The sequence below is a fragment of the Streptomyces sp. NPDC001634 genome (genome assembly GCF_040298185.1).
Lineage (GTDB): Bacteria > Actinomycetota > Actinomycetes > Streptomycetales > Streptomycetaceae > Streptomyces.
Genome location: NZ_JBEOZU010000026.1, coordinates 94,025 through 116,650, shown reverse-complemented (window position 1 = coordinate 116,650; position 22,626 = coordinate 94,025). Strand labels below are relative to the sequence as shown.

Annotated in this window: 12 protein-coding genes; 7 read left to right on the top strand and 5 right to left on the bottom strand. The window is 67.7% G+C overall.

Going from position 1 to position 22,626, the window contains the following annotated elements; genetic code table 11:
- Positions 1-123: 123 nt before the first annotated feature.
- Entirely contained in the window at positions 124-501 is a 378-nt protein-coding gene (locus ABT186_RS19635) for a GntR family transcriptional regulator (protein ID WP_351926051.1), read from the bottom strand.
- A 360-nt stretch (positions 502-861) separates the two neighbouring features.
- Between ABT186_RS19635 and ABT186_RS19630 the strand changes: the two genes are divergently transcribed.
- From ABT186_RS19630 to ABT186_RS19620, 3 genes are read left to right on the top strand one after another with little or no spacing between them, the layout of a single operon-like run.
- Positions 862-2,595: a replication initiator gene (locus ABT186_RS19630; protein WP_351926049.1), complete on the top strand. Its 1,734-nt coding sequence runs from the start codon at positions 862-864 to the stop codon at positions 2,593-2,595.
- Complete coding sequence (locus ABT186_RS19625; protein ID WP_351926047.1) at positions 2,592-2,780, top strand: helix-turn-helix domain-containing protein; 189 nt, start codon at positions 2,592-2,594, stop codon at positions 2,778-2,780. The genes ABT186_RS19630 and ABT186_RS19625 overlap by 4 nt, the downstream gene beginning before the upstream one ends.
- Positions 2,780-4,108 (top strand): tyrosine-type recombinase/integrase, encoded by a 1,329-nt coding sequence (locus ABT186_RS19620; protein ID WP_351926045.1) that lies wholly within the window; start codon positions 2,780-2,782, stop codon positions 4,106-4,108. Before ABT186_RS19625 ends, ABT186_RS19620 begins: the two co-directional genes overlap by 1 nt.
- 231 nt (positions 4,109-4,339) lie before the next feature.
- Here ABT186_RS19620 and ABT186_RS19615 read toward each other — a convergent pair whose 3' ends face one another.
- On the bottom strand, positions 4,340-4,600 hold the full coding sequence (locus tag ABT186_RS19615) for a hypothetical protein (RefSeq protein WP_351926043.1): 261 nt from the start codon (positions 4,598-4,600) through the stop codon (positions 4,340-4,342).
- A 1-nt stretch (position 4,601) separates the two neighbouring features.
- Positions 4,602-13,175: a ricin-type beta-trefoil lectin domain protein gene (locus ABT186_RS19610; protein WP_351926041.1), complete on the bottom strand. Its 8,574-nt coding sequence runs from the start codon at positions 13,173-13,175 to the stop codon at positions 4,602-4,604.
- A gap of 298 nt (positions 13,176-13,473) precedes the next feature.
- On the opposite strand from ABT186_RS19610, the gene ABT186_RS19605 reads away from it, so the two are divergent.
- Complete coding sequence (locus ABT186_RS19605; RefSeq protein WP_351926039.1) at positions 13,474-17,928, top strand: LamG-like jellyroll fold domain-containing protein; 4,455 nt, start codon at positions 13,474-13,476, stop codon at positions 17,926-17,928.
- Between the two features lie 189 nt (positions 17,929-18,117).
- Here ABT186_RS19605 and ABT186_RS19600 read toward each other — a convergent pair whose 3' ends face one another.
- Positions 18,118-18,555, bottom strand: coding sequence for an ATP-binding protein (locus ABT186_RS19600; RefSeq protein WP_351926037.1), 438 nt, complete (start codon positions 18,553-18,555; stop codon positions 18,118-18,120).
- Positions 18,556-18,647: 92 nt separating this feature from the next.
- Between ABT186_RS19600 and ABT186_RS19595 the strand changes: the two genes are divergently transcribed.
- Positions 18,648-19,496, top strand: coding sequence for a helix-turn-helix domain-containing protein (locus tag ABT186_RS19595; RefSeq protein WP_351926035.1), 849 nt, complete (start codon positions 18,648-18,650; stop codon positions 19,494-19,496).
- Entirely contained in the window at positions 19,456-19,734 is a 279-nt protein-coding gene (locus ABT186_RS19590) for a DUF397 domain-containing protein (protein ID WP_351926033.1), read from the top strand. The genes ABT186_RS19595 and ABT186_RS19590 overlap by 41 nt, the downstream gene beginning before the upstream one ends.
- Here the strand turns inward: ABT186_RS19590 and ABT186_RS19585 are convergent.
- A complete protein-coding gene (locus ABT186_RS19585) occupies positions 19,718-20,887 on the bottom strand; it encodes a steroid 3-ketoacyl-CoA thiolase (protein ID WP_351225523.1) in 1,170 nt (389 codons plus the stop codon). The genes ABT186_RS19590 and ABT186_RS19585 overlap by 17 nt on opposite strands.
- Positions 20,888-21,147: 260 nt before the next feature.
- Here ABT186_RS19585 and ABT186_RS19580 point away from each other — a divergent pair, with 260 nt between their 5' ends.
- Positions 21,148-22,383 (top strand): cytochrome P450, encoded by a 1,236-nt coding sequence (locus ABT186_RS19580; RefSeq protein ID WP_351926031.1) that lies wholly within the window; start codon positions 21,148-21,150, stop codon positions 22,381-22,383.
- Positions 22,384-22,626 lie beyond the last annotated feature (243 nt).

Sequence of the window (22,626 nt, the reverse complement as noted above, 5' to 3'; positions counted from 1 at the left end):
AGGCGAACAAGCCCCACAAGATTTCCGATGTTGTCTAGGCCCAACGTCAAGCATCAACTGGGACCAGAACGTCAAACATCACCCGGGACTAGACAGCCCTGACCTGCGTCCCGGCACGGCGGGTCAGCGGCCCGGCCCGCCGCTGCCCGCCTCCAGAACCTCTACGCGGCCACGAAGGTCGGCAATCTGCTGGACAGCCTCGGCCAGCGCCAGCTCCAACGCCTCGACGCGGGCCGTCGTCCCGCCGACGGGGGCGGTCGCCTCCGGGCCGTCGAGGTCATCGGCGTCGTCGGATTGGGCGACGAAGGCGCCCTTGCCGGGTCGGGAGACTGCCCACCCGTCCTGCTTCAGCAGGGCCATGGCCTTCTGCACGGTCAAGCTCGCTGCCCCGAACTCCCGCATCAGCACGGCCTGCGTCGGCAACGCGTCACCCGGCCGCAGTCCGCCGGAGCGGATCCGCTCACGCAGAGTCTCGGCTATGACCTCGAACGTCAGCTGCACCCCGCTGCCCGTCGGCCTGCGCCCACGCCGCCCCACCACCACGCCCGGTCACCCCCGCTTTCCACGCCCTCTACCAGCACAATCCGGCCCGTCCAAACCGGGAAACCGGCCCCACACTACCCGCGTCCCACCACCCGCAAGAAAGGAATCAGGAGGGATGCACTTGAATGCGCTCGTGAGGCGATGTTAACGTCACGCACCCGCCGGTGATCACCACCGCGCCCTGCCGACCAGCCCCTTGGTCCGGCCCCCGCGCCCAACTCCGAGGCGCCCGTTCCCCTGTGAGCCGATCACTTCGGCCTGCCCACACCGCCCCGCGCCGTACCACTTCCGCGCTCCCGCCGAAAGGCCCCTTTCCGCATGCCCGCACAGCTCCAACTCCCGTACCTCACGATCGTTCCAACCGCCTCGCGTCCCTCGTCGTCGGCTTTTGCAGCGCCGACCCGCCCGGCGGACGCCACCGCCTCAGCGGCGACAGGGCGGTCGGCGCTGGAACGCCGCGCCAGGCTCACCGCCAAACTGGCCAAGCTCGCCGCCACCGGCCAACTCGCACCCCTCGCACGACAGATAGCCGGACTCGGTGGCTGCGCGCACCCGATCCGCCTCACCGGGCACCGCACCCACCTCGACAACGCCACCGGCGAGATCCTCGACCACCTCGACTCCGGCCAACTCCCGGCGGGCGAATTGCTGGTCCGCTGTGGCAACCGCCGCGTCACCCGCTGCCCCGCCTGCTCCACTGTCTACCGCTACGACACCTACCAGCTCATCGCCGCCGGACTGCGCGGCGGCAAGACCGTCCCCACCAGCGTGGCCACGCACCCGCGCGTGTTCGCCACCCTCACCGCGCCCGGCTTCGGGCCCGTCCACAACCGGCCCGACACCGGCCGCTGCCACTGCGGCCAGCTCCATACCGACGACGACCCGCTCCTCGGCACGCCGCTCGATCCCGACCGCTACGACTACGCGGGCGCGGTGCTGTGGAACGCGCACGCCCCGGCCCTGTGGGCCCGCTTCACCACCCACCTGCGGCGGGAGATCGCGAAGGCGGCGGGGCTCACGCAGCGGGACCTGCGGCGCCACGCCACCCTGTCGTACGCCAAGGTCGCCGAGTACCAGAAACGGGGCCAGGTCCACTTCCACGCCGTCATCCGGCTCGACGGACCCACCGGCCCCGGCAGTACCCCGCCCGCCTGGGCCACCGTCCAGCTCCTCGACCACGCCGTCCGCGCCGCCGCCACACGCACCCGTGTCCACCACGAGGGCGAACCGCCGAAGCAACCGCAGCTTGCCGGGGCCGTCCCCTCGTCCCCGCCCCAAGGCTCAGATCGGGCAGGGCGGTTGGTGTTCCGGTTCGGGCGGCAGATCGACGTCCGCGCGATCCGCGGCACCGACTTCACCGAAGGTGGCCCGGTCACCGACCGGCACGTCGCCGCCTACATCGCCAAGTACGCCACCAAAGGCGCCGAGACCACCACCGGCACCCTCGACCGCCGCCTCCGCCTCCTCGCCGAACTCGCCACCCACGACATCACCGACCACGCCCGCCGCATGATCCACACCGCCTGGCACCTCGCCACCAACCGCCGGCACGCCCACCTCCGACTGCGGCAATGGGCCCACATGCTCGGCTTCCGAGGTCACTTCTCCACCCGCACCCGCCACTACTCCACCACCCTCGCCCACCTCCGAGCCGAACGTACCGCCTGGCGAACCGGTCAACCTGATCCCCAGACCCCAGCCCCAACGTTGGCTGAACCGCAGGCCTGCCAGACGGACGGCAGTCCGGTCGATGACCGCGCCGGACACCCCACTGACCTGGCCCCCGGTCACCGCAACATCGCCGGTCAGCGCGTGGACTCGGACACCACGCTGGTCATCTCCCACTGGCAGTACGCCGGAACCGGCCTCCTGCCCGAACTGGAACACCTCGCCAACCTCCTGGCCACGACGCGACAGACCCGACCCGAGCAAACGACCCGAACCCGGCGCTCGGAACACTCTGGTGACCGCGCCGGTCGCCCCGCCGGTCACCCGGTCGGTCACTCCACTGATCGGCTGACCAGCGCTGCCCGGGCGGGGGCCGTCACGTGACCGTCGGCACGGAACTCCTCACCGTCCCCCAGGTCATGGAACGCCTCCAACTCGGCCGCACTGCCGTCTACGACCTCATCCGCACCCGGCAACTCGCCTCTCTCACCCTCGGCCGCGCCCGCCGCGTCCCCGCCCACGCCCTCACCGACTTCATCCACACCCGCCTCGATCAGGACGCCGCCTGATGACCACACCCCGCGACACCCCCGCCTCCCGCCGCACCCGCGCCAACGGCGACGGAACCGTCTACCAACGAAAAGACCGCCGCTGGGAAGCCGCTGGATACGTCCTCGCCCCCGGCAACACCCGCAAACGCGTCCGCGTCTACGGCAGCACGCGCACGGAGGCACTGGCCAAACTGACCGAGAAAATCGCCGCCAGCAACCGCGGCGTCCCCATCATCACCGCCCAGGGCAGCCTCGCCGCCTACCTGACGTACTGGCTGGAGAACGTCGCCGTCCACCACCTTCGCGAGACCACCCACACCCGCTACACCGCCGTCGTGCACCAGTACCTCATACCGGGCCTGGGCCGGAAGAAGCTCGCCAAGCTCGCCGCCAAGGACGTCCGAACCTGGCTCAACGAGCTGCGGACCGTCTGCCAGTGCTGCGCTCGCGGCATCGACGCCGGACGCGACCCGAACGCACAGGCCAGCCGACGCCCGCGCTGCTGCGCACTCGGCCTCTGCTGCGGCAAGCGGCTCTCTGCACTGACGCTCGCCTACATCCACTCGGTGCTCAAGTCCGCCCTGGAGCACGCCGTCCGTGAGGAGGAGATCTCCCGCAACGTGGCCCGCAACGTCCGCACCGGAACACCCCGCCCCCGCCGCTTCAACCCCCTCACCGTCGACGAAGCACGGCAGTTCCTCGCCGCTGCCCACGGGCACCGGCTCGCCGCGCTGTTCGAGCTCGCCCTGCGCACCGGGCTGCGCAAGGGCGAACTCCTCGGCCTGCGCTGGGAAGACCTCGACCTGGACAGCGGCACGGCCAGCATCCGCCGGACCCTCCAGCGCACCACCAGCCGGGGCCTGGCCACCCTGCCGACCAAGACCATCAGCTCGGAGCGGCGCATCGCCCTGCCGGCCTCCTGCGTCGCCTCGCTTCGCGCACACCGCGAGCGGCAGGCCAGGGAGCGAGACCGGGCGGGCTCGGTGCGGCAGGGCGGCGGGCACGTCTTCACGCGGCCGGACGGGCACCCGATCGAGCCCGCCACCCTCACCCGGCACTTCAACGCCCTGCTCCGCGAAGCTCGCCTGCGGCCGATTCGGTTTCACGACCTCCGCCACTCGACGGCGACCCTGCTTCTGGAGCAGGGCGTCGAACTCGTCGTCATCAAGGAGTTGCTGGGGCACGCCCACATCGGGGTGACCGCGACGGTGTACGCACACGTACGACTCCGCCTCCAGCGCGACGCCATCGACCTCCTCAGCCAAGCTCTCGCCAAACCCTCGGAGTCCGTCAGCGAGCCCGACGACGGCGACGACCCGCCGCCTTGTGCAGCATCCGTCCGCTGACGTTGCCGTCAACTACTGCCGTCAGACACTGGTGCGGCCCCGTCGGAGCTAGATTCCGATGGGGCCGCCGGTCATTTTTCAAGCATTCGGGGTTGGTGGGCACCTCTACAGCTGACACCCTCCTCGGGGATTTTGATCCCAGAGTTTTGAGCGCCATCAAATGAACTTGAGATTCCCCTCACCACCATGGCTGCCACACTCGAGGCGGCAGATCATTTCGGATCGCTATCCTCATTTCGAAGGAGGCCGATTTGAGGAAATCCGAATCTCTTCCCGGAGGGCAGCAGAAGAGACCGTCCCTTCGTACCACCCGCCAATATCCTGCATCTGCCTGATGGACAGTTCAAATGCGACTCGAAATTCATTCAGGCATTCCATCGAGCGCACCGAAAAATCCGCATTCCCATCGCGCATATGCTCAGCAACATCTACGATATCCATCCCAGATGAAGCGAGCTCGCGAAGCGTTTCCACCCACTGACCAGGCTTCATGTCAGGGCCTACTAAACAGGGCCGAGACGCGATCATACCCATCGTCCATGGATGGGATGGCCCTAGTGATACGAACACTCGTGAACCCGTACTCGGCAGCTCTCTGCCCCGTCCAGGTTCCGCGGGCGGCCGTTTTCAAAGGCGTTCCTCCCGTTACCAATCGATTGAATGCAGCGAGATTATCACCATATGACCAGTTTCCCTCAATGCTCTTAACCCCGTCTCCGAAGTGGTCCATCACCATGCCGAACATCTGCTTCCCAGAAAGAGGAGATCCACTCAGGCGATCCATGCCCAGCGTCAGCTTTCCAGCATCGTCAAGCAGGCCGATCGTCATAGATCCGCTTTCAGCATGGTGAATCACAATCGAGCTGTCGTCCTTCGTCACGGTTACACCGTCGGGCAATTCCCCGCAGGTGTTGTGGACCAGGACTGGGACGCCGCCCGCCACGACATAGTACGTGTGGAGTTGCTGGACGGTGAGGTTCCAGCGGTTGGCAGCGCCATGCGTGGGCTGGGTGGTGACGACGTAGGCGTGGCCGTTGGTGGCGGTGTTGAGGGCGTCGCCGTGGTGGAGATTGCCGGCCGGGACCCAGGCGTGGGTGGCGTCGTCCCAGAACGGGTGGCTGGCGGTGGTGTGGAGGGTGGTTGTGTGGCCGTCCTCGGTGCGGATGGTGAGGTCGAGCAGGTCGTGGTCGTGGTTGATCCACACGTGCTGGACGGGGCGGGCGCCTTTGCGCTTGCCGGTCTTGGGGTCGGCGGCTTCGACCTTGTCGCCGACCTTGACCTTGCCGATCGGCTTAGTCTTGCCACCACTCAGCAGGACGGGCGTGTCCGGGGAGAAACTGCAGCGGCCCGGCGACGACTCGGCTGGGGGCTTGGTTCCCGTATTGCCCTTGTCCGGGTGGCTGGGTTTGGCTGCCGCGGCGTCCGCTTCCTGGGCGCGTTCCTGTGCGTTGACGCGCTTCGCAGCGACGATATCGGCCGCGTCGGCGGCAGCATCGTTCACGGCCTCGGTACCCGCGCCGGCTGCGGCGGCCAGGTCGTCCTGGGCAGCTCCCTCGGCTGCGCGCCCGACGTCACTGGCCGCACCGCTCTCGACAGCTCCGGCAGCGTCGCTTCCGAGTCCGCCCACGACGAGGCCGCCCGCAACACCGCAGGCATCTTCATGCGCCTGCCCGCCTCCGCCGATCCAGAACTCACACTTGACGGCATCCCAGAGGGGCTCGACGAGGATCTTGGCGATGATCTTCGCGGGATCGTTCTTGTAGTTGACCGCCGGTCCGCATTGTCCGAATCGGCCACAAGCGTAGGGGTTTCCTGGAGAGACCGAGGTCGAACCACCGCCGGTGCTGCCACTGCCCGTGTTGCCGCTGGAGGTGTCGGTGCTGCCGCCAGAGGGGGGGTTGGAGGACGTCTTGCCGGTGTTCTGCCCGTATCCGTCGCAGATGTCCTTGGGGCACAGGCCCGACGGGTCGGAGCCCGTCGAGGGGTTGTCCCCAGCGTAGGTGTAGCCACCCATCTGGTTGGGGTCCCCCGCTTCGAAGATCGGGTCGGGGGTGAGGAAGCGGCCCAGGGTGGGGTCGTAGTTACGGGCGCCGAGGAGGTCAAGGCCGGTGGTGGCGTCGGTGGGTTTGCCTAGGAAGCCGTGGTTTTCGTCGGCGGCTACCCAGGTGGTGGGCTTGGTGCCGCGGGGGTTGCCGTAGGGGTCGTAGTAGCGGCGGGTGACTGCCAGGGTGCTTGCGTCTACCGCCGTCTCTGCTGTGCCCTGGCCGTTGGCAATCTGGTAACTGACGGTGCCGGTGCTGGAGCGGGTAAGGGTGGTGCCGTCGGGGCCGGTGTAGTAGCGCAGGCCGGTCCAGGTCTTGGCGGAGACGTTCAGGGTGATCTGTTCGGTGCCGCCGAACAGGTACAGGATGCGGGTCTTGGCGGTGCCGTCGGTGCTGCTGGTCTGCTCGAGCAGGTTGCCGTCGGCGTCGTAGAGGTAGCTGCTGGTGGTGTTGCTGGTGCCCGAGGGAGTGGTGACGGTTGCGGTGCGGCCTTCGGGGTCGTAGGTGAGGTTCTGGGTTTGGCCGGCCGGGATCTTGGTGCCGGAGGCGACCGGGTTCCAGGTCTGGGCCTCGGTTCCGTTACAGGTCCAGATCTGCAACTGGGTGCCAAGCGTGGTGGAGCTGGACGGGTCGTCCAGGCACTTGCCGGACGCGGGGTTGACCAGCGAGCCGTTGGCCGCGGCCTTCCATTGCTGGGCACCGGTGCCGTTGCAGGTGTACAGGTCGATCTTGGTGCCGTTGGCGGTGCCGCTGCTGGTGACGTCCAGGCACTTGCCGCCGATGCCGCGGATGGTGCCGTCCGTGCCTACCGTCCAGTTCTGGGCGCTGGTGCCGTTGCAGGTGTAGATCTGGATCTTGTTGCCGTTGGTGGTGGACGAGGTGGCGTCGTCGACGCACAGCTTCTTGCCCGTGCTGGTGGTCAGCGCCGAGATGAGCGGGCTCGTGGTGGAGACTTTCCGGCTCATGGTGTTGCCGGCGTTCTTGTTCGGCGTGTAGCCGGTATCCGTGTAGCTGGGGGTCCAAGTCGCGGATCCGGCCGTCGGGTTGCTGCTGGTGGTCGTTCCGGCCTGGTTGGGCAGCGTGGCCGTGGCGGTGCCGTCGGTGCCGGTGTAGGCGGTGGCCTGGGTGGTGTCGTTGAGCGCGTTGCCGCTGGTGTCGTGGTCGTCCATGCCCGTGCGGTCGCCGAGCAGGTCGTAGGTGTAGGTCTGCCAGTACGGCGCCGGGCCACCGACCGTCGTGGTCGTGATCGGTGCCGTGGTCGTGGTCTGTACGGAGGTGGTGTTGCAGCCGCCGACGGCTCCCACGGGTGTGCTGGACGAGTCGGTGATGCCTGCGGTGTCCGTCCAGGCGGCGGTCAGGCGCTGGAGGGAGTCATAGGTGAAGCACTGGGTGTCGTGGGTGGTGTTGTTCTGCAGGTCGTCGATCGCGGTGATCTCACCGGCCTGGTTGTAGCGGTATTTGGTCACGTCCAGGGCGGTGGCGGACGTCTGCACCAGGCTCTGCCTCTGGGTGACCCGGCCCGTGGTGGCGTCGTACTGGGCGAAGGTCGCCAGTTCCTTGCCGGTCGGACCGTAGTTGGCCTGCAGGACACGGCCGAACGGATCGTGGACGGCGGCGTCGAGGTAGTCGGGTGTGTTGGCCGAGGTGATGAAGCCGCCGATGCCGTCCAGGTTGCCGTTCTGGGTGTAGCCGTAGCCGACGTCCTCGGCGGGCAGGTTGCCGTCGGCCTGGTAGCGGAGCGTGGACAGCAGCCCGATGGTCGGGGTGTAGTAGGAGGACTGGGTGTAGGTGACGGTGCCGCTGGTGGGTGCGGTGGACTGCCCGGCTGCGGCGAAGCCGTCGGTGGCCGGGATGGTGAGCGTGCTGCCGGTCGGCTGGTAGGCGGTGTTGTAGCCGGTGACCGCTTCGGTGTACGCCGACCCCGAGGTGCCGCCCACGTAGCGGGTGGACGAGGTCGGGTAGCCCTTGGCCAGGGTGTCGTACTGCCAGGAGGCGAGTTCCTTGGCGGGGTCAGGGGTCGCGGACCAAGGGCCGTTGTACTCGGCGGTGCGGCGGTTGTCCCAGTCGTAGGTGTACGACAGGACCTGGCCGCGCGGATCGGTCATCTGCAGGAGATTGCCGACGACGTCGTACTTGTCGTACGTGGTGGTGCCGGTGTTCGGGTCGGTCTGGGAGGTCTTCTGCCCCAGCAGGTTGTAACTGTAGGACCAGGTGTTGCCGGCGTTGTCCTTGACTGTGTCGATCTGGCCGGCGGGGGTGTAGGTGTACTTCGTGATGGAGTTGGCCGCGGCGACCGCATTGGCGGTGCCCTGCCGCCACAGCACGGTGCGGCTGTCGCTGGCGACAACGGCCACGGTGGAGTCGTTGCGGACCTGGAAGGTGGAGCTGGTGGTGGCTGTCAGGCCGGTGGTCCACTTCGCCGTACCGGCTGTGGTGTAGACGGCCAGGTTTCCGTCGGTGCCGAACTTGGCGTAAGCACCGGGGTTTCCGTTGGTGCCGCTGGACCAGATCGTCGTGCCGGTGGCCAGCGCGCTCAGCACCAGGTTGCCGTCGGCCTGCATGGTCAGGCGCACGCTGCCGGAGGTGAGCGACGTGCCGGACGGGATGACGTCACCTCCGTGCAGGGTGACCGTGCTGCCGGTGTTCTTGACCACCGTGCTGGTGGTCTGTCCGAGGGCGTTGGTGTAGGTCGCGGTGGAGGGGCCGCCGGCGGGGGCGGTGGTATCGGTCTCGTCGGCGCCGGGGTAGCTGGTGGTGGTGTGCCACTGTGGGATCGCCTGGTACCACACGGTGCTGGTGACGGGACGGCCCTGGCCGTCGTACGCGGTCGTGGTCTCCGACGGGATCTGATTCTCGTTCGCGGCGTACAGCGTGGTGGACGGGTTGTTGTTCGGCTCGGAGTACGGGGCGAACGAGGCGGTCGGCCAGCCGTGGGAGTCGTAGAAGGTGTCGGAGATGATCCGTCCGACGTTGTAGTCGCCCTGGGCGGTGGCCTGCGTCTGCCGCGGCTGCAGCATCCCGTCGTAAATGGTGATCGAGGAGCTGTAGGTGCCGTCATCGCGCAGCGTCTTCGTGGTGACGGACGACGGGTCACCCGGGGAGGTGATGGTGCCGCTGGGAGCGGCGACCGCGCCGGGGTTGATCGAGTAGTTGAACGTCTTGTCCGCGCTCTGGCCGGCGGTCTTGTCCCGGCCGGGCAGCCAGACGGCGGTGCGGCGGCCGAGGGCGTCGTAGGTGATGTCGGTCTTGCGGTTGTTGGCGTCGACGTTCTCGGTGGGCAGGCCGCGCAGCGGGTCGAGGGTGGAGGTGACCTTCCAGTTCTGCGAGTTGGTGGTCGTGATGCTGGTCGGGGTGGTGTTGGCGCCTGCGGAGGTCCAGGACGGGGTGAAGGACGTGTGGGTGTTCTGCCCGGTGGCGTCCAGCGCGTCGGTGGTCCGGCCTGCGCCGTCGTACTTCATCGCCGAGTTGGTCTGCCAGTTCTCGGTGGTGCCGCTGTAGCCGGTGGCCGTGCGGACGGCGCTGACCTGGCCGACGGCGGTGCTGCCGGTCTGGTCGAGCTGCCCGAAGGTTCCCAGGTTGGTGAGGGTGCCGTCGCCGTCGTAGTAGATCTTCTTGTCCGCGAGCAGTGTGGTGGCGCTGGGTGCGGTGCCGCACGGTCCGCTGACGGAAGTGACCTGGTCAGGGTAGGCGAGGGCCATGGTGTTGCTGGATGGCGGTGTCGCGTAGGTCGTGGTGGCGCACTTTTCCTGCGCGGCCACGCTCACGTCGCCGTGCGCGTCGACGGTGGAGACCCGGCCCTGGCTGTCGTAGGTGGTGTCGGTCTGGGTGTGACGCCATGTCCCGTCGGCGAGCAGCGCGTAGCCGTGCGACTGGGTGGTCTTGACGCGGTAGGCGGACAGGTCCGGCAGGGTGGACAGCGCAGGCTTGGTCTGACCGGGGTTGTCGTCCTGGGTCCAGTCCGTCCACGGTGTCTGGGCCGAGTGTGCGGTGGTGGTATAGGTGAACGGCCCGTTGACCGTCTCGGAGTTGATCGTGCCGCCGGCGGCGGTGTAGGTGTCGGTCTCCAGCGCGGTGCCCGCGAGCTGGTTGGCGTCGGTGACGCTCTGCACCGTGTTGCCGCCGACCTTGGCGTTCACGGTGACCGAGCGGCGGGTGCCGTCGGCCTTGTAGTCACCGTCCATGCCCTGCAGGTATGTGGTGGTCTGCTGGGTCACCGGCTCGGGGGCCTGACCGGTCTGCACCGTGACGGTACGGAAGCCCCGGAACTGGCCCCACGTGCGGTACTGGTCGTCCGTCTGCTCCGAGTCGTCGCGGTGCCAGGCGGCACCGGCGTAGCTGTACGTGGAGACCTGGGCCTCCGAGTCCGCCGGGACGTTCTGGGAGTTCGGCTTGTACTGCGAGGCAATCGTCAGGTCGGAGGCCGTGACCTGGTGCACGGTGGTCTTGTTGAACCAGTCCGCGATCGGCTTCGAGGCTCCCGGCACGGTCCAGTACACCGGGTAGCAGGAGTTGGTGTTGGAGTCCGCCGCCGAGATGTCCAGCGTCTTGCCCGCGCACGGGTTGAGGTTGTAATCGACCGTGATCGACTCGCCGGTCTCGGTCTGGATCGAGGAGATCCTCGGCCGGTACAGCGGCGGGGCTGACGGCGAGGCATCGTTGACCCGGTTGTCGATCTCCGTGCCGGTGAAGGCGACCTCGTTCAGCTTGATGTCGCCGTTGCCGTTGCCGTACGTGTCCTTGCCCGTGTGCTGGATCGACTGCAGCCACATCACGGCCTGCAGGGAACCCGCGTCCTTGGGGTCGATGGTCGTGCCGGTGACCGGGTCCACCGTGCCGCCGGCATCGGAGTACACCTGCCCGAGCTGATAGCTGTCGACGGCCACCAGGGCATCGGTGGAGGAGTCCTTGACGTGGACCTTGGTGGTGATGCTGTCCAGGCGGGTGGTCGTCCAGAACGTCGGCGCCGCGGTGATGCAGACGTTGGTGGGCACCGAGGTCGACCCCGGCGGCAGGGTGGTGCTGTCTGTGGAGTCGCAGTGCAGGTCCCACGGCACATCGGGCCAGTGCGGAGCCGTGTTGTCGTTGAGGTTACCCGCGGAGCAGTCGGTGAAGTTGCCCGTGGTCTGGCAGCGCTGCTGGGAGGTGAAAGTGACCTCGCCGGCGGGAGTGCGTCCGGCCCGCTCGTCGTCGAGCGTGTAACCGTAGGAGATGGAGTCGAGCTTGCCGCCGCGGACATAGGACGTCAGGGTGCCGGAGTCACCGGAGGCCGCCTGGCCCCCACCGAGGTCGTAGTAGTTGGACTCGGTCGTGTAGTCGTAGCGCTGCACGAACCCGCTCGGCGAGACGACGAAGTCCAGGTTCCAGCGCCAGCCCTCATGCTTGTCGCACTGAGACGCCTTGCCCTTGGCCGAGTCGTAACACGGGTCACCCGACTCCGGGTGCAGCACCGGCACACCCCAGGCGGAGTCGGTCGAGGGGTCGGAAGGCGTACCTGACTGCATCCCGCCCGAGGTGCCGGGACCGGTGGGCGAGTGGTCGGCACCGAAGTAGGCGGCCGTTCCGTCGGTGGTCAGGACACGGAAGTAGACGCCGTCGTGCAAGCCGTTGGCGGCCCCGGACAGCTCCTGAACCAGGGTGCCGTCGTCACCCTGCAGCCGCCACTGCTTGATCTCCCCCGGAACACCGGAGTCGACGCCGTCCGGCACCAGCTGACCAGAGTGCGAACCGAAGGAGATGGTGGCGTTGTCCCCGCCCCAGCACTCGTCCCCCGACCCCTTGAGGATCTTGTTGCCGCTGCTGTCCAGCAGACCGCCACAGGGACGGTACGTCCGCTCGACGAAACCCGGCTGGTAGTCCCAGCCGTCGCCGACCCAGGACGCCTGGGAATTACGGGCCGAGGTCTCCCCGTCCTCGGACTGCGAGTCATAGGACAGTCCAACTGAGGGGGCGTTGCCGCCGACCGCGGAGGGCACGTCGATCGGGTAGGAGTACGTGAACGCACCCGTGCCCGAGGTCTGCCAGCTACCGGAAGGGTTCAGGGACGTCGCAGCGTAGTTGCCCTGGGAACCCGAGCTGCCCGAGGTGACCTCGACCGCGGTGGTGTCCGCAGCCGTGGTGGCCGTCAGCGGCTCGGTGCGCATCGACATCGGCTGAGGGCCGTCCGCGACCTGTGTCGGCTTCGCACCCTGCGCACCCTGTGTCGGCTTCGCGCCCTGCGCACCCTCTGCCTTCTTCGCGCCGCCCGCGCCCTCAGCCGGTGCTGTTTCGGGGTCGTTGGCGGGTGCCGAGCCCAGAGTGATGGTCGCCGTGAGCTGCTTGGCGGTGGGGCGGTTGGTGAACGCGATCGGTGTGCGCTTCTGGCATTCCGCCCGTTGCGGTGTGGTCAGCGCACAGCCCGGCAGTTGCACCAGCTGCAGCCGCGAACCGAAGCCTCCGCCGTATGCCTTGGCGATCGCGGCGTAGTCGATGACCACCTTCACTCGGCCGCGTGCGGCGGTTGGACCGGAAGGGGTGATGCCCAGCAGCATGCCGTTGGCGCCGGTCCTGAGCAGCTGACTGTGAGAGGCGGTCTGTATGCGCACCTCGTCGACGGGGTGTTTTTCGTCGGCGGATGCGATCCAGACCGGCAGTTCGCCCGCCTTGACGGGCTTCACGTCACTGTGGGCACCCAGGTCGACGGTGGCCGTGCCGGCCTTCGGCCACTGAGGTGCCTGGGCCCGGTAGGTGGCCAGCGGCTTGTACCCCTTGGGGTGCTTGTGGGTCTTCTGCCGCAGGACGTGATGCCCTACGGCTGGGGTGACGGCAGGCTTCTTTGGTTTCCACACCGTACCGTCGAAGTGGAAGCCACCGTGGTGCCCGAACTCGTCGTCCGAGCGGCCGGGAAAGAATCCCGGGGTACCCAGTCCCGTGGCGATCGCTATCGGCAGGAGCAGCGCGAAGAGGGCGACGGGAATCGTCCAAAGTCCCAGCCCGCCAAGAAATCTCCGGTGCCACGCACCCTCAAACCAGCGCCGTCTGCCACTCACGCGTAATCCCCCAGGGCTCGGCCTTGAAAGGCCGTCACATCGTCAGATCACACGTGTGAGTGATCGACCGGAGGCTAGGTACGACCATGATCACGACTCAAGACCCTTTGCCAATTCCACGACAAGACCGTGCTTCAACTTGGCAGATCTTGTGTATTTTCTGTACCCAAATGATCAATGTTTTGGGCCAACCGGGCTTCCCCACAAACCCGTTGCACTGCCCGACACAGCCCACCAGGCACGGACCGAGCGCAGCGCGCCGCCACCCGATGCCCGCGATCCGGAGGAAGCCCGCCGCGTGTTGAGACCACCCAGGCGCACAGGCCACAGACGCGTTGTCCCCGCACGCCGACTTGCCCTGTTCGTCACCGCTCTCGCCCTGTTGACGGCCGTTCCGGCCCTGCCCGCCGCCGCAGAGGACACGCCTGCCCCGTCCGATCCGATGCTGGCCGCCCAGGCGCAGGCGATGGCAAGCGGTCAGGACGTCCCTGTCGATGCCCTGACGACCGAGATCTCTACCGTGATGGCCAACCCTGACGGCACCTTCACCTCCACCACCGACGTCATGCCGGTGCGGGTGCTCAAAGACGGCGCCTGGACGCCCGTCGACGCCACCCTCGCCACCAACTCGGACGGCACCCTCTCCCCCAGAGCCACCCCGAACGACGTCGCCCTGTCCGGCGGAGGCAGCGGCCCCCTGGTCACCCTGACCAACGAGGACGGCCACAGCATGGCCCTGACCATGCCCTTCCCCCTCCCCGCACCCACGGTGAGCGACGACACCGCGCTGTACAAGTCAGTACTCCCCGGCGTGGACCTGTCCGTCTCCGTCACCGACCAGGGCGGCTTCAGCGATGTCCTGATCGTCCACGACGCCACCGCCGCCGCCAACCCGGACATCAAGAAGCTCACCGAGGCTGCCTCTACCGACGGCCTGACTCTCTCCGGCACGGACTCGGGCGGCATGAACGCCACCACCTCCGACGGCACCGTCGCCTACACCAGCCCCCGTCCGCTGATGTGGGACTCCAGCACCCCTCCGGACGCGGTGACGCCACAGACGAGCACGTCCTCCAGTTCCACGACTGCCGACGACCCCACCGTCTCCTCCGCCGACGGCCCCGGCACCGGAGCGAAGGTCGACACCGTGCCGATGACGACCACCGCCAGCAGCCTCACGCTGACGCCCGACACCTCGGTGCTCAACAACTCGGGCACCACCTACCCGGTCTACATCGACCCGTACAGCAACCCGGTCGCCCCATCCTCCGGCCACTACGACGAGATCTACTCCAGCTCCACCTGCTCCAACAGCCCCCAGTACGACAAACCGCAGACCAACGGCCAAGGCGTCGGCTACCAGCGCTGGGGCGGCAGCTGCGGCACCGGCCTGGAACGCTCTTACTACGCCGTCCCCACCGACGGCCTCGACCCGTCCATGGTGGTCGACGATGCCTTCTTCACAGTGTCCTCGACCTACGCGGCCAGCTGGAACTGCTCCCAGAACCAGCCCATCACACTGCACACTACCGGCGCGATCAGCTCCAGCACCGACTGGGACAGCCGGCCCGCCACTCAGGACTCGGCCTACCCGCCCGTATCGACCACGATCCCCAGCGGCGCCAACTCCGGCAGCAGTTGCAGCAACCACACCGCTACCTTCACCGTCACCGACCAGGCCCAAAAGATGGCCAAGACAAACAGCTCCAGCGGCGACTTCTGGACCATCGGCCTCTACGGCAACGAGAGCATCTCGTCGAGCAACGACGACTACCTGCGGATGTCCAGCGTCCTCAAGCTGACCGTCAAGTTCGACATCCCCCCGAAGGTCCCGACCAACCTCCACACCACACCCGCCGCCACAGGGGCCGACGGCGCCTGCGTCATGAGCGGCGACGGCTGGATCGGCGCCACCACCTACTCCGACGCCGGCAGCAACCTCCAGCTCCACTCCACCGTCACCACCGACATGTCCGGCGTCAACGTCCAAGCGCACTACAACGTCTGGGACCGCACCGTCCTCGACTCCAGCGGCAACGCCCTGACCAAATCCACACCCGACAGCACCTATCAGGCCAACGGCTCGGACGCCGACATGCCCATCGGGTTCACACTCAAAGACGGCCACGAATACGGCTGGGACGTCTACGCCCAGGACAACTCCAGCCAGCACCTCACCTCCGCCACGAGCGGCCACTGCTGGTTCAAGACCGACTTCACCCCGCCCGACACGCCCGATATCGCGACCAACCCGTCCTTCCCGCCCGTCGGCACCGGCCCTGCCAATCCGATCGTGTACGCCGGAGCGGGCAAGACCACCGGCTTCACCGTGACCGCCGCCGACGGCGCTCCGTCCGACACCAGCTGCACACCCAACGCATGCCTGTCCAGCGGCGTCGACCACTTCCTGTGGCAGCTCGACAGCCAGCCCACCGCCACCACGGGCACCAAGGCATCCGTCACCAGCACCGACACCGCCGGCACCGCCACCGGCACCGTCACCATCCCGGTCACCAACTGGGGCGTACACACCCTGTACGTCGCCGCCGTCGACGCAGCCGGGAACATCTCCCAAGCCCCCGCCAGCTACACCTTCACCGTCCCCTGGAACCCCAACACTAAGATCACCCCGGGCGACATCAGCGGCGACGGCATCCCCGACCTGCTCGCCACCACCAAGACCGGCGACCTCGAAATGATCCCCGGCAACACCGACCCCGCCCAAAGCGCCACACCGGCCCAGACCGGACAGGTCGCGGGCACCCCTCCCCCCATTAACGGCCCCGTGATCGTCTCCACGCCCGCCGGCTCTCCTGACGGCACCAGATGGAGCAACTACCTGATCGCCCACCGCGGCAACCTGCACGGAGCTGACGTAGACGACCTATTCGCCTACAACCGCACGACGGCGCAGCTGTACATCGTCCCGAACGACCTCGATCCGAAGGACGACAGCGCCTTCCCCCTCGTCCCCTGGTCCAACTTCCCCGGCTACATCGGCAAGCGCTCCAGCGATCACGTGGCCAAGGCCCCCTGCCAGCCGACCGTTCCTGACAGCCGCTGCGCGGGCGCCGGCTACGACCTCAACACACCCTGGAACATCACCCAGCTCATCGCGGCTGGCAATGTCTACGCAAACTCATATGGCCACCCCGCGATCATCACCGTCGAGAACGGCAAACTCTGGATCTACCAGACCTACGACGGCAAAGCCCTTGCCAACCCCGTGCTGCTCGGCGACGGCGACTGGTCCGGCCTCACCCTGATCGCACCCGGCACCGTCGGCGGAACCTTCAGCACGGACTCAAACGGCAACGGCAAGGTCAGCGGCGGCACATACACGCTGTGGGCCCGCGACGACGCCTCCGGCACCGTCTACACCTTCCCCCTCGGCCTCGACCAGACCACCGGCCTGCCCCAGCTCCTGCACGCCCCTGTCCGCACCGCCCTGACCTCCGCCCTCACCACGTCCACCGGCGGAGCACTGTGCCTTGACGACGACCACTCCAGCACCGACAACAACAACAAGATCCAAGTCTGGGCCTGCAACGGCTCCGCCGCCCAGAAGTGGGCGCTGCTCAGCGACGGCTCCCTGCGCGTGCTCGGCAAGTGCCTCGACGTTCCCGGAGGCGCCACAACCGACGGAACGCTCCTTCAGCTGTACACGTGCAACGGCACCGGCGCCCAGAAATGGACCCCCGGCCCCAACGGCAGCCTGCAAAACCCCCAGTCCGGCAAATGCCTGGACGACCCCCGCAGCAGCACCACCAACGGCACCCAGGTACAGATCTACACCTGCAATGGCACCGTCGCCCAGAACTGGACCAGCAGCACACAGGCCGACTGGAACACCAGCCCCGGCACCGCACTCTCCGCCGTCCTGGCGGCAAAGGACTACCCCACCGTGGCCTCTCCAGGGGACGTCAACAGCAGCAGCGGCGCTTCCGACGGCAACCCCGACCTCTACGCCACCGACACCAACGGGCAGCTGACCGAATATCCCGGCAGCGCGCCCACCGGCACCACGGCCACCTTCGGCACCGCCGTCTCCCTCGGCACCGCCACCAACACCGCCACACACTCGTGGACCCTCGGCGAAGGCACCGGCACAACAGCGGCCGACTGCGCCAACGCCACGAGCTCCGACTGCAGCGCCGGACTCACCGCATCACTCACTGGCGCCTACACCTGGGCCAGCGACAGCACACGAGGTAACGTCCTCAACCTCACCGGCACCACCGGCTTCGCCGCCACCACCGGCCCAGCCGTCGACACCTCGACAAGCTTCACCGTCTCCGCCTGGGCCAACCTCACCTCCCTCACCGCCAACTCGACCTTCGTCTCCCAGTCCGACAGCGCCGGCAACGCCAACGGATTCCAGCTGTACTACTCCTCCGGCAAAAACGCCTGGGCCTTCGGCCGCCACAACGACGACACGACCAGCACCTCCTTCACGGCCACCTACGGCGGCACACCAAAGATCGGCACCTGGACCCACCTCGTGGGCGTCTACGACGCCACTACCAACCAGCTCAGCCTCTACGTCAACGGCCGCCTGTCAGGCACCAAAAGCTTCGCCCGAACCCCATGGAACGCCACCGGCCCCCTTCAGATCGGCCGCCGCCTCTACCAAGGCACCTACGGCGAGTACGCCAACGGCAAGATCAGTGACATCCACGTCTATGACACCGCCCTGCCCCCCGCCGATGCCGCGGCGACCGGCGACAACCCCGCCGTCACCCAACTCGACTGATCAATAATTGGAATGCAGGCGCTCGGCCGGGATGCCCCGGTCGAGCGCCTGTTCTCGTAGGCCGCGACTCTGCGTGCCCCTGAAGAAGGGTGATGGAAGGTCTGTAGTCGCGGTGCCTCCCAGTTCAGCCCCGCCGGCCGCCCGTCGGGGGGCGATGAACACGCCCCTCATGACGATCTGTGGCACTCGCTAACCGTATTCCGGCTCCCGCCCAGCCAGACACTCGAACCACACCGTCTTGCCGCCCGAGGGTTCCGGCTCCACTCCCCACTTGTCGACCACCGCGTCCAGCAGCGTGAGCCCACGGCCACCCTCGGCCTCCGGCGGCAACTCGGAGGCCACGGCCGGATGTTGGTCGTATCCGTCCGCCACCTCCACCCGGAGTCCCGCCGTCTGCCGCAGCACCAGCAGTGTGCAGCGGCGGTCCGGGACATGGCGTACGACGTTGGCGATCAGCTCGGTCACGGCCAGCTCCGCGGCGTCGGACAGCTCCGCCATCTCCCACTCGTGCAGGAGCGAGCGGACGATGCGCCGGATGTGGCGCGCCGAGTGATCGGCGACGGTGAGGCACATGCGGTACTGGGCGGGTCGGGGGCCCAGGAGCGTGGAGGGAAAGTACTCGTTCACATCACAAGGCTGACCTGGCGCAACTACTCTGGGCCACAGAACGGATACAACCGGTCCCGCAGTGGACCGAGTTGCGCGAGAGGGGACCGTGCGTGACCCACATCAACGTCCTCGACCCGGGTGCTTCGCCGCTCGACTACTACGGCTTCGAGTTGCGTCGGCATCGAGAAGCCACCGGGCTGACACAGAAGCAGCTCGGGGACATCGTCAACTACACCGGTTCGCTGGTCGGGCAGATCGAAACGGCGAGAAAGCTGCCGACGCCTGAGTTCAGTGAGCGGGTGGATGCGGCGTTGGGGACGGGTGGGTTACTGTCCCGGCTGGTCGAGCTGGTGATGCAGAGTCAACTTCCCGCCTGGTTCAGACAGGTGGCGGAGTTGGAGGTGCGGGCGGTTGAGATCTGCACCTTCCAGACGCACATGATCCACGGTCTGCTTCAGACCAAGCCGTATGTGCGCGCCGTGCTCGGGGTGCTGGACCAGAGCAACCTCGACGACCGGAGCGCCGTACGACTCGCCCGCCAGCGCATCTTCGAGAAGGAGGAGCCGCCTGTCTTCTGGATGGTCCTCAGCGAGGCCGCGCTTTACCAGGAGATCGGCGGCCCGAAGACCATGCGCGAGCAACTGGCTCACCTGTTGTCGTTCGAGGACAACCCCCGGATCAACATCCAGATCCTGCCGTTCTCGGCCGGAGCACACTCGGGCCTGCAAGGCTCGTTCAACGTCTACCGCTTCGCGAGCGACCCGACCATCGTCTACACGGAGGGCTACGGTAGCGGGCATCCAACCGCCAATCCGGACACCGTCAAGGATTGTTCGCTCCGTTACGATCATCTGCAAGCCGCCGCGCTCTCCCTCAGGGACTCGGCGGAGCTGATCCGGCGGGTAATGGAGGAACGCTATGGACAACAACGCGATTCCGATGGGGATCCAGTGGCGTAAATCCAGCCACAGTGGCGACCAGGGGGGCGACTGCGTCGAGTGCGCCCCCCTCGGCGCCCTGGCCTGGCGCAAGTCGTCGTACAGCAGCGACCAGGGCGGTGATTGCGTAGAGATCGCCGAAACCCCGGCCGCCACCGTAGCCGTACGCGACTCCAAGACCCCCTCCGGCCCGGTGCTCACCCTCGCACCCGCCGCCTTCTCGGCCTTCGTCTCCTGGGCGGCTACAGGCGCTGAATGATCGTGCCGGTGGCCAGCCCGCCACCCGCGCACATCGTGATCAGCGCGAACTCCTTGTCGGTGCGCTCAAGTTCGTGCAGGGCCGTCGTGATGAGCCGGGCCCCGGTGGCTCCCACCGGGTGCCCGAGCGCAATCGCACCGCCGTTGACGTTGACCTTCGCCAGGTCCTGGTCGAAGACCTGCGCCCAGCTCAGCACCACCGACGCGAACGCCTCGTTGATCTCGACGAGGTCGATGTCCTTCAGGGACATCCCGGCCTTCCCCAGCACGGCCTTCGTCGCGTCGATCGGTCCGTCCAGATGGAAGTGCGGGTCCGAACCGACCAGCGCCTGCGCCACGATCCGCGCCCGCGGGCGCAGCTTCAGCGCCCGCGCCATCCGCTTCGACGCCCACATGATGGCCGCCGCACCGTCCGAGATCTGCGACGAGTTGCCCGCCGTGTGGACCGCCGTCGGCATGATCGGCTTGAGTGAGGCCAGCGCCTCCATCGAGGTGTCGCGCAGCCCCTCGTCCCGGTCGACGAGCCGCCACATGCCCTGACCGGCCCGCTGCTCCTCCTCCGTCGTCGGCACCTGCACGGCGAACGTCTCGCGCTTGAACCGTTCCTCGGACCAGGCGATCGCAGCCCGTTCCTGCGAGATCAGTCCCAGCGAGTCCACGTTCTCCCTCGTCAGACCGCGATGCCGGGCGATCCGCTCCGCCGCCTCGAACTGGTTGGGAAGGTCGACGTTCCACTCGTCGGGGAAGGGCTTGCCCGGCCCGTGCTTGGAGCCGGAACCGAGCGGCACCCGCGACATCGCCTCGACGCCGCAGCTGATCCCGATGTCGATGACGCCCGCCGCGACCATGTTGGCCACCATGTGCGAGGCCTGCTGCGAGGAGCCGCACTGGCAGTCCACGGTCGTCGCGGCGGTCTCGTACGGCAGGCCCATGGTCAGCCACGCCGTGCGCGCCGGGTTCATGGACTGTTCGCCGGCGTGCGTCACCGTGCCGCCGACGATCTGTTCGACGCAGTCGGCGTGGATGCCGGTGCGGCCCAGGAGTTCGCGGTAGGTCTCGCCCAGCAGATAGGCGGGGTGCAGATTGGCGAGCGCGCCGCCGCGCTTGCCGATGGGGGTGCGTACGGCTTCGACGATCACGGGTTCCGCGGCCATGGGGGGCTCGTCCTCTCCTCGGTCACCCGCGCGGCGCGGGCGTCCCGGCCCACCCGCCACGCAGAACTAGTACGCGTTCTAGTTCTGCTCGCAGTCTGCTGACAGCGCGTCCAAGACCGCAAGGGTCTTGCAGGCCATGAAGTCGTGATCTGCACGAATCCCGCACGCAATTAGGGGTGCCGCACCCCTTGCGACTTGTAGAACCCGTTACTACCTTCACGGCAATTCCTGATGGACCGTCAGAATGACGGGAGTCGCCGATGCCCTGTCCAGCGCTGCCCGAAGGGTTCGACTTCACCGACCCCGATCTGCTGCACCACCGTGTGCCCCTGCCGGAGTTCGCCGAGCTGCGCCGGGCCGAGCCGGTCCGCTGGATACCGCAGACGGGCAACGTGGCCGGCTTCCAGGACGAGGGCTACTGGGCCGTGACCCGGCACGCGGACGTCAAGTACGTCTCCACACACCCGGAGATCTTCTCCTCGTACCTCAACACCGCGATCATCCGCTTCAACGAGCACATCCAGCGCGACGCGATCGACGCCCAGCGGCTGATCATGCTGAACATGGACCCGCCCGAGCACACCCGGGTCCGCCAGATCGTGCAGCGCGGCTTCACCCCGCGCGCCATCCGCGCCCTGGAGGACAGGCTGCGCGCCCGCGCGCACGCCATCGTCCAGGGCGCCCTCGCACACGAGGGCGCCTTCGACTTCGTCACCCAGGTCGCCTGCGAACTGCCCCTCCAGGCCATCGCCGAGCTGATCGGCATCCCGCAGGACGACCGGGCCAAGATCTTCGACTGGTCCAACAAGATGATCGCGTACGACGACCCGGAGTACGCCATCACCGAGGAGATCGGCGCCCAGTCGGCCGCCGAACTCATTGCGTATGCGATGAACATGGCCGCCGAGCGCAAGCAGTGCCCGGCCCGCGACATCGTCTCCACGCTGGTGGCCGCCGAGGACGAGGGCAATCTCGGCTCCGACGAGTTCGGCTTCTTCGTGCTGATGCTGTCCGTCGCCGGCAACGAGACGACGCGCAACGCCATCACCCACGGCATGCACGCCTTCCTCACCCACCCCGGCCAGTGGGACCTCTACAAGCGGGAGCGCCCGGCGACCGCGGCCGAGGAGATCGTCCGCTGGGCGACCCCGGTCAACGCCTTCCAGCGCACCGCCACCCAGGACACGGAACTCGGCGGCCGGCAGATCCGGAAGGGCGACCGGGTCGGCATCTTCTACGCCTCCGCCAACCACGACCCGGAGGTCTTCGACCACCCGGACACCTTCGACATCACCCGCGACCCCAACCCGCACCTCGGCTTCGGCGGCGGAGGCCCGCACTTCTGCCTCGGCAAGTCCCTGGCCGCGCTGGAGATCGACCTCATCTTCAACGCGATCGCCGACGCCATGCCGAACCTCGAACTGGTCGGCGAGCCGCGCCGACTGCGCTCCGCCTGGATCAACGGCGTGAAGGAACTCCAGGTCAGCACGGGCTGACAGGCTCGGGCCGTCGGCTTCCCGGCGCCGCCGGCCCGTCCCGTGGGAGGCAGGGGCATCCCCCTACGCCCCGCCCCTGCCTCCCACGCGACCCGTGCGCCCCACGCATCCCACCCACTGGCCCCACGGGTCCCATGCATCCCACGCGCCCCACAAACGGGTGAACGTTCCTCTTCCCTTCGGCGTCTTCAAAAGGGCACAGTCGTGCCACACCGCCGAAGAACGTCGAACGGAAACGCGCAA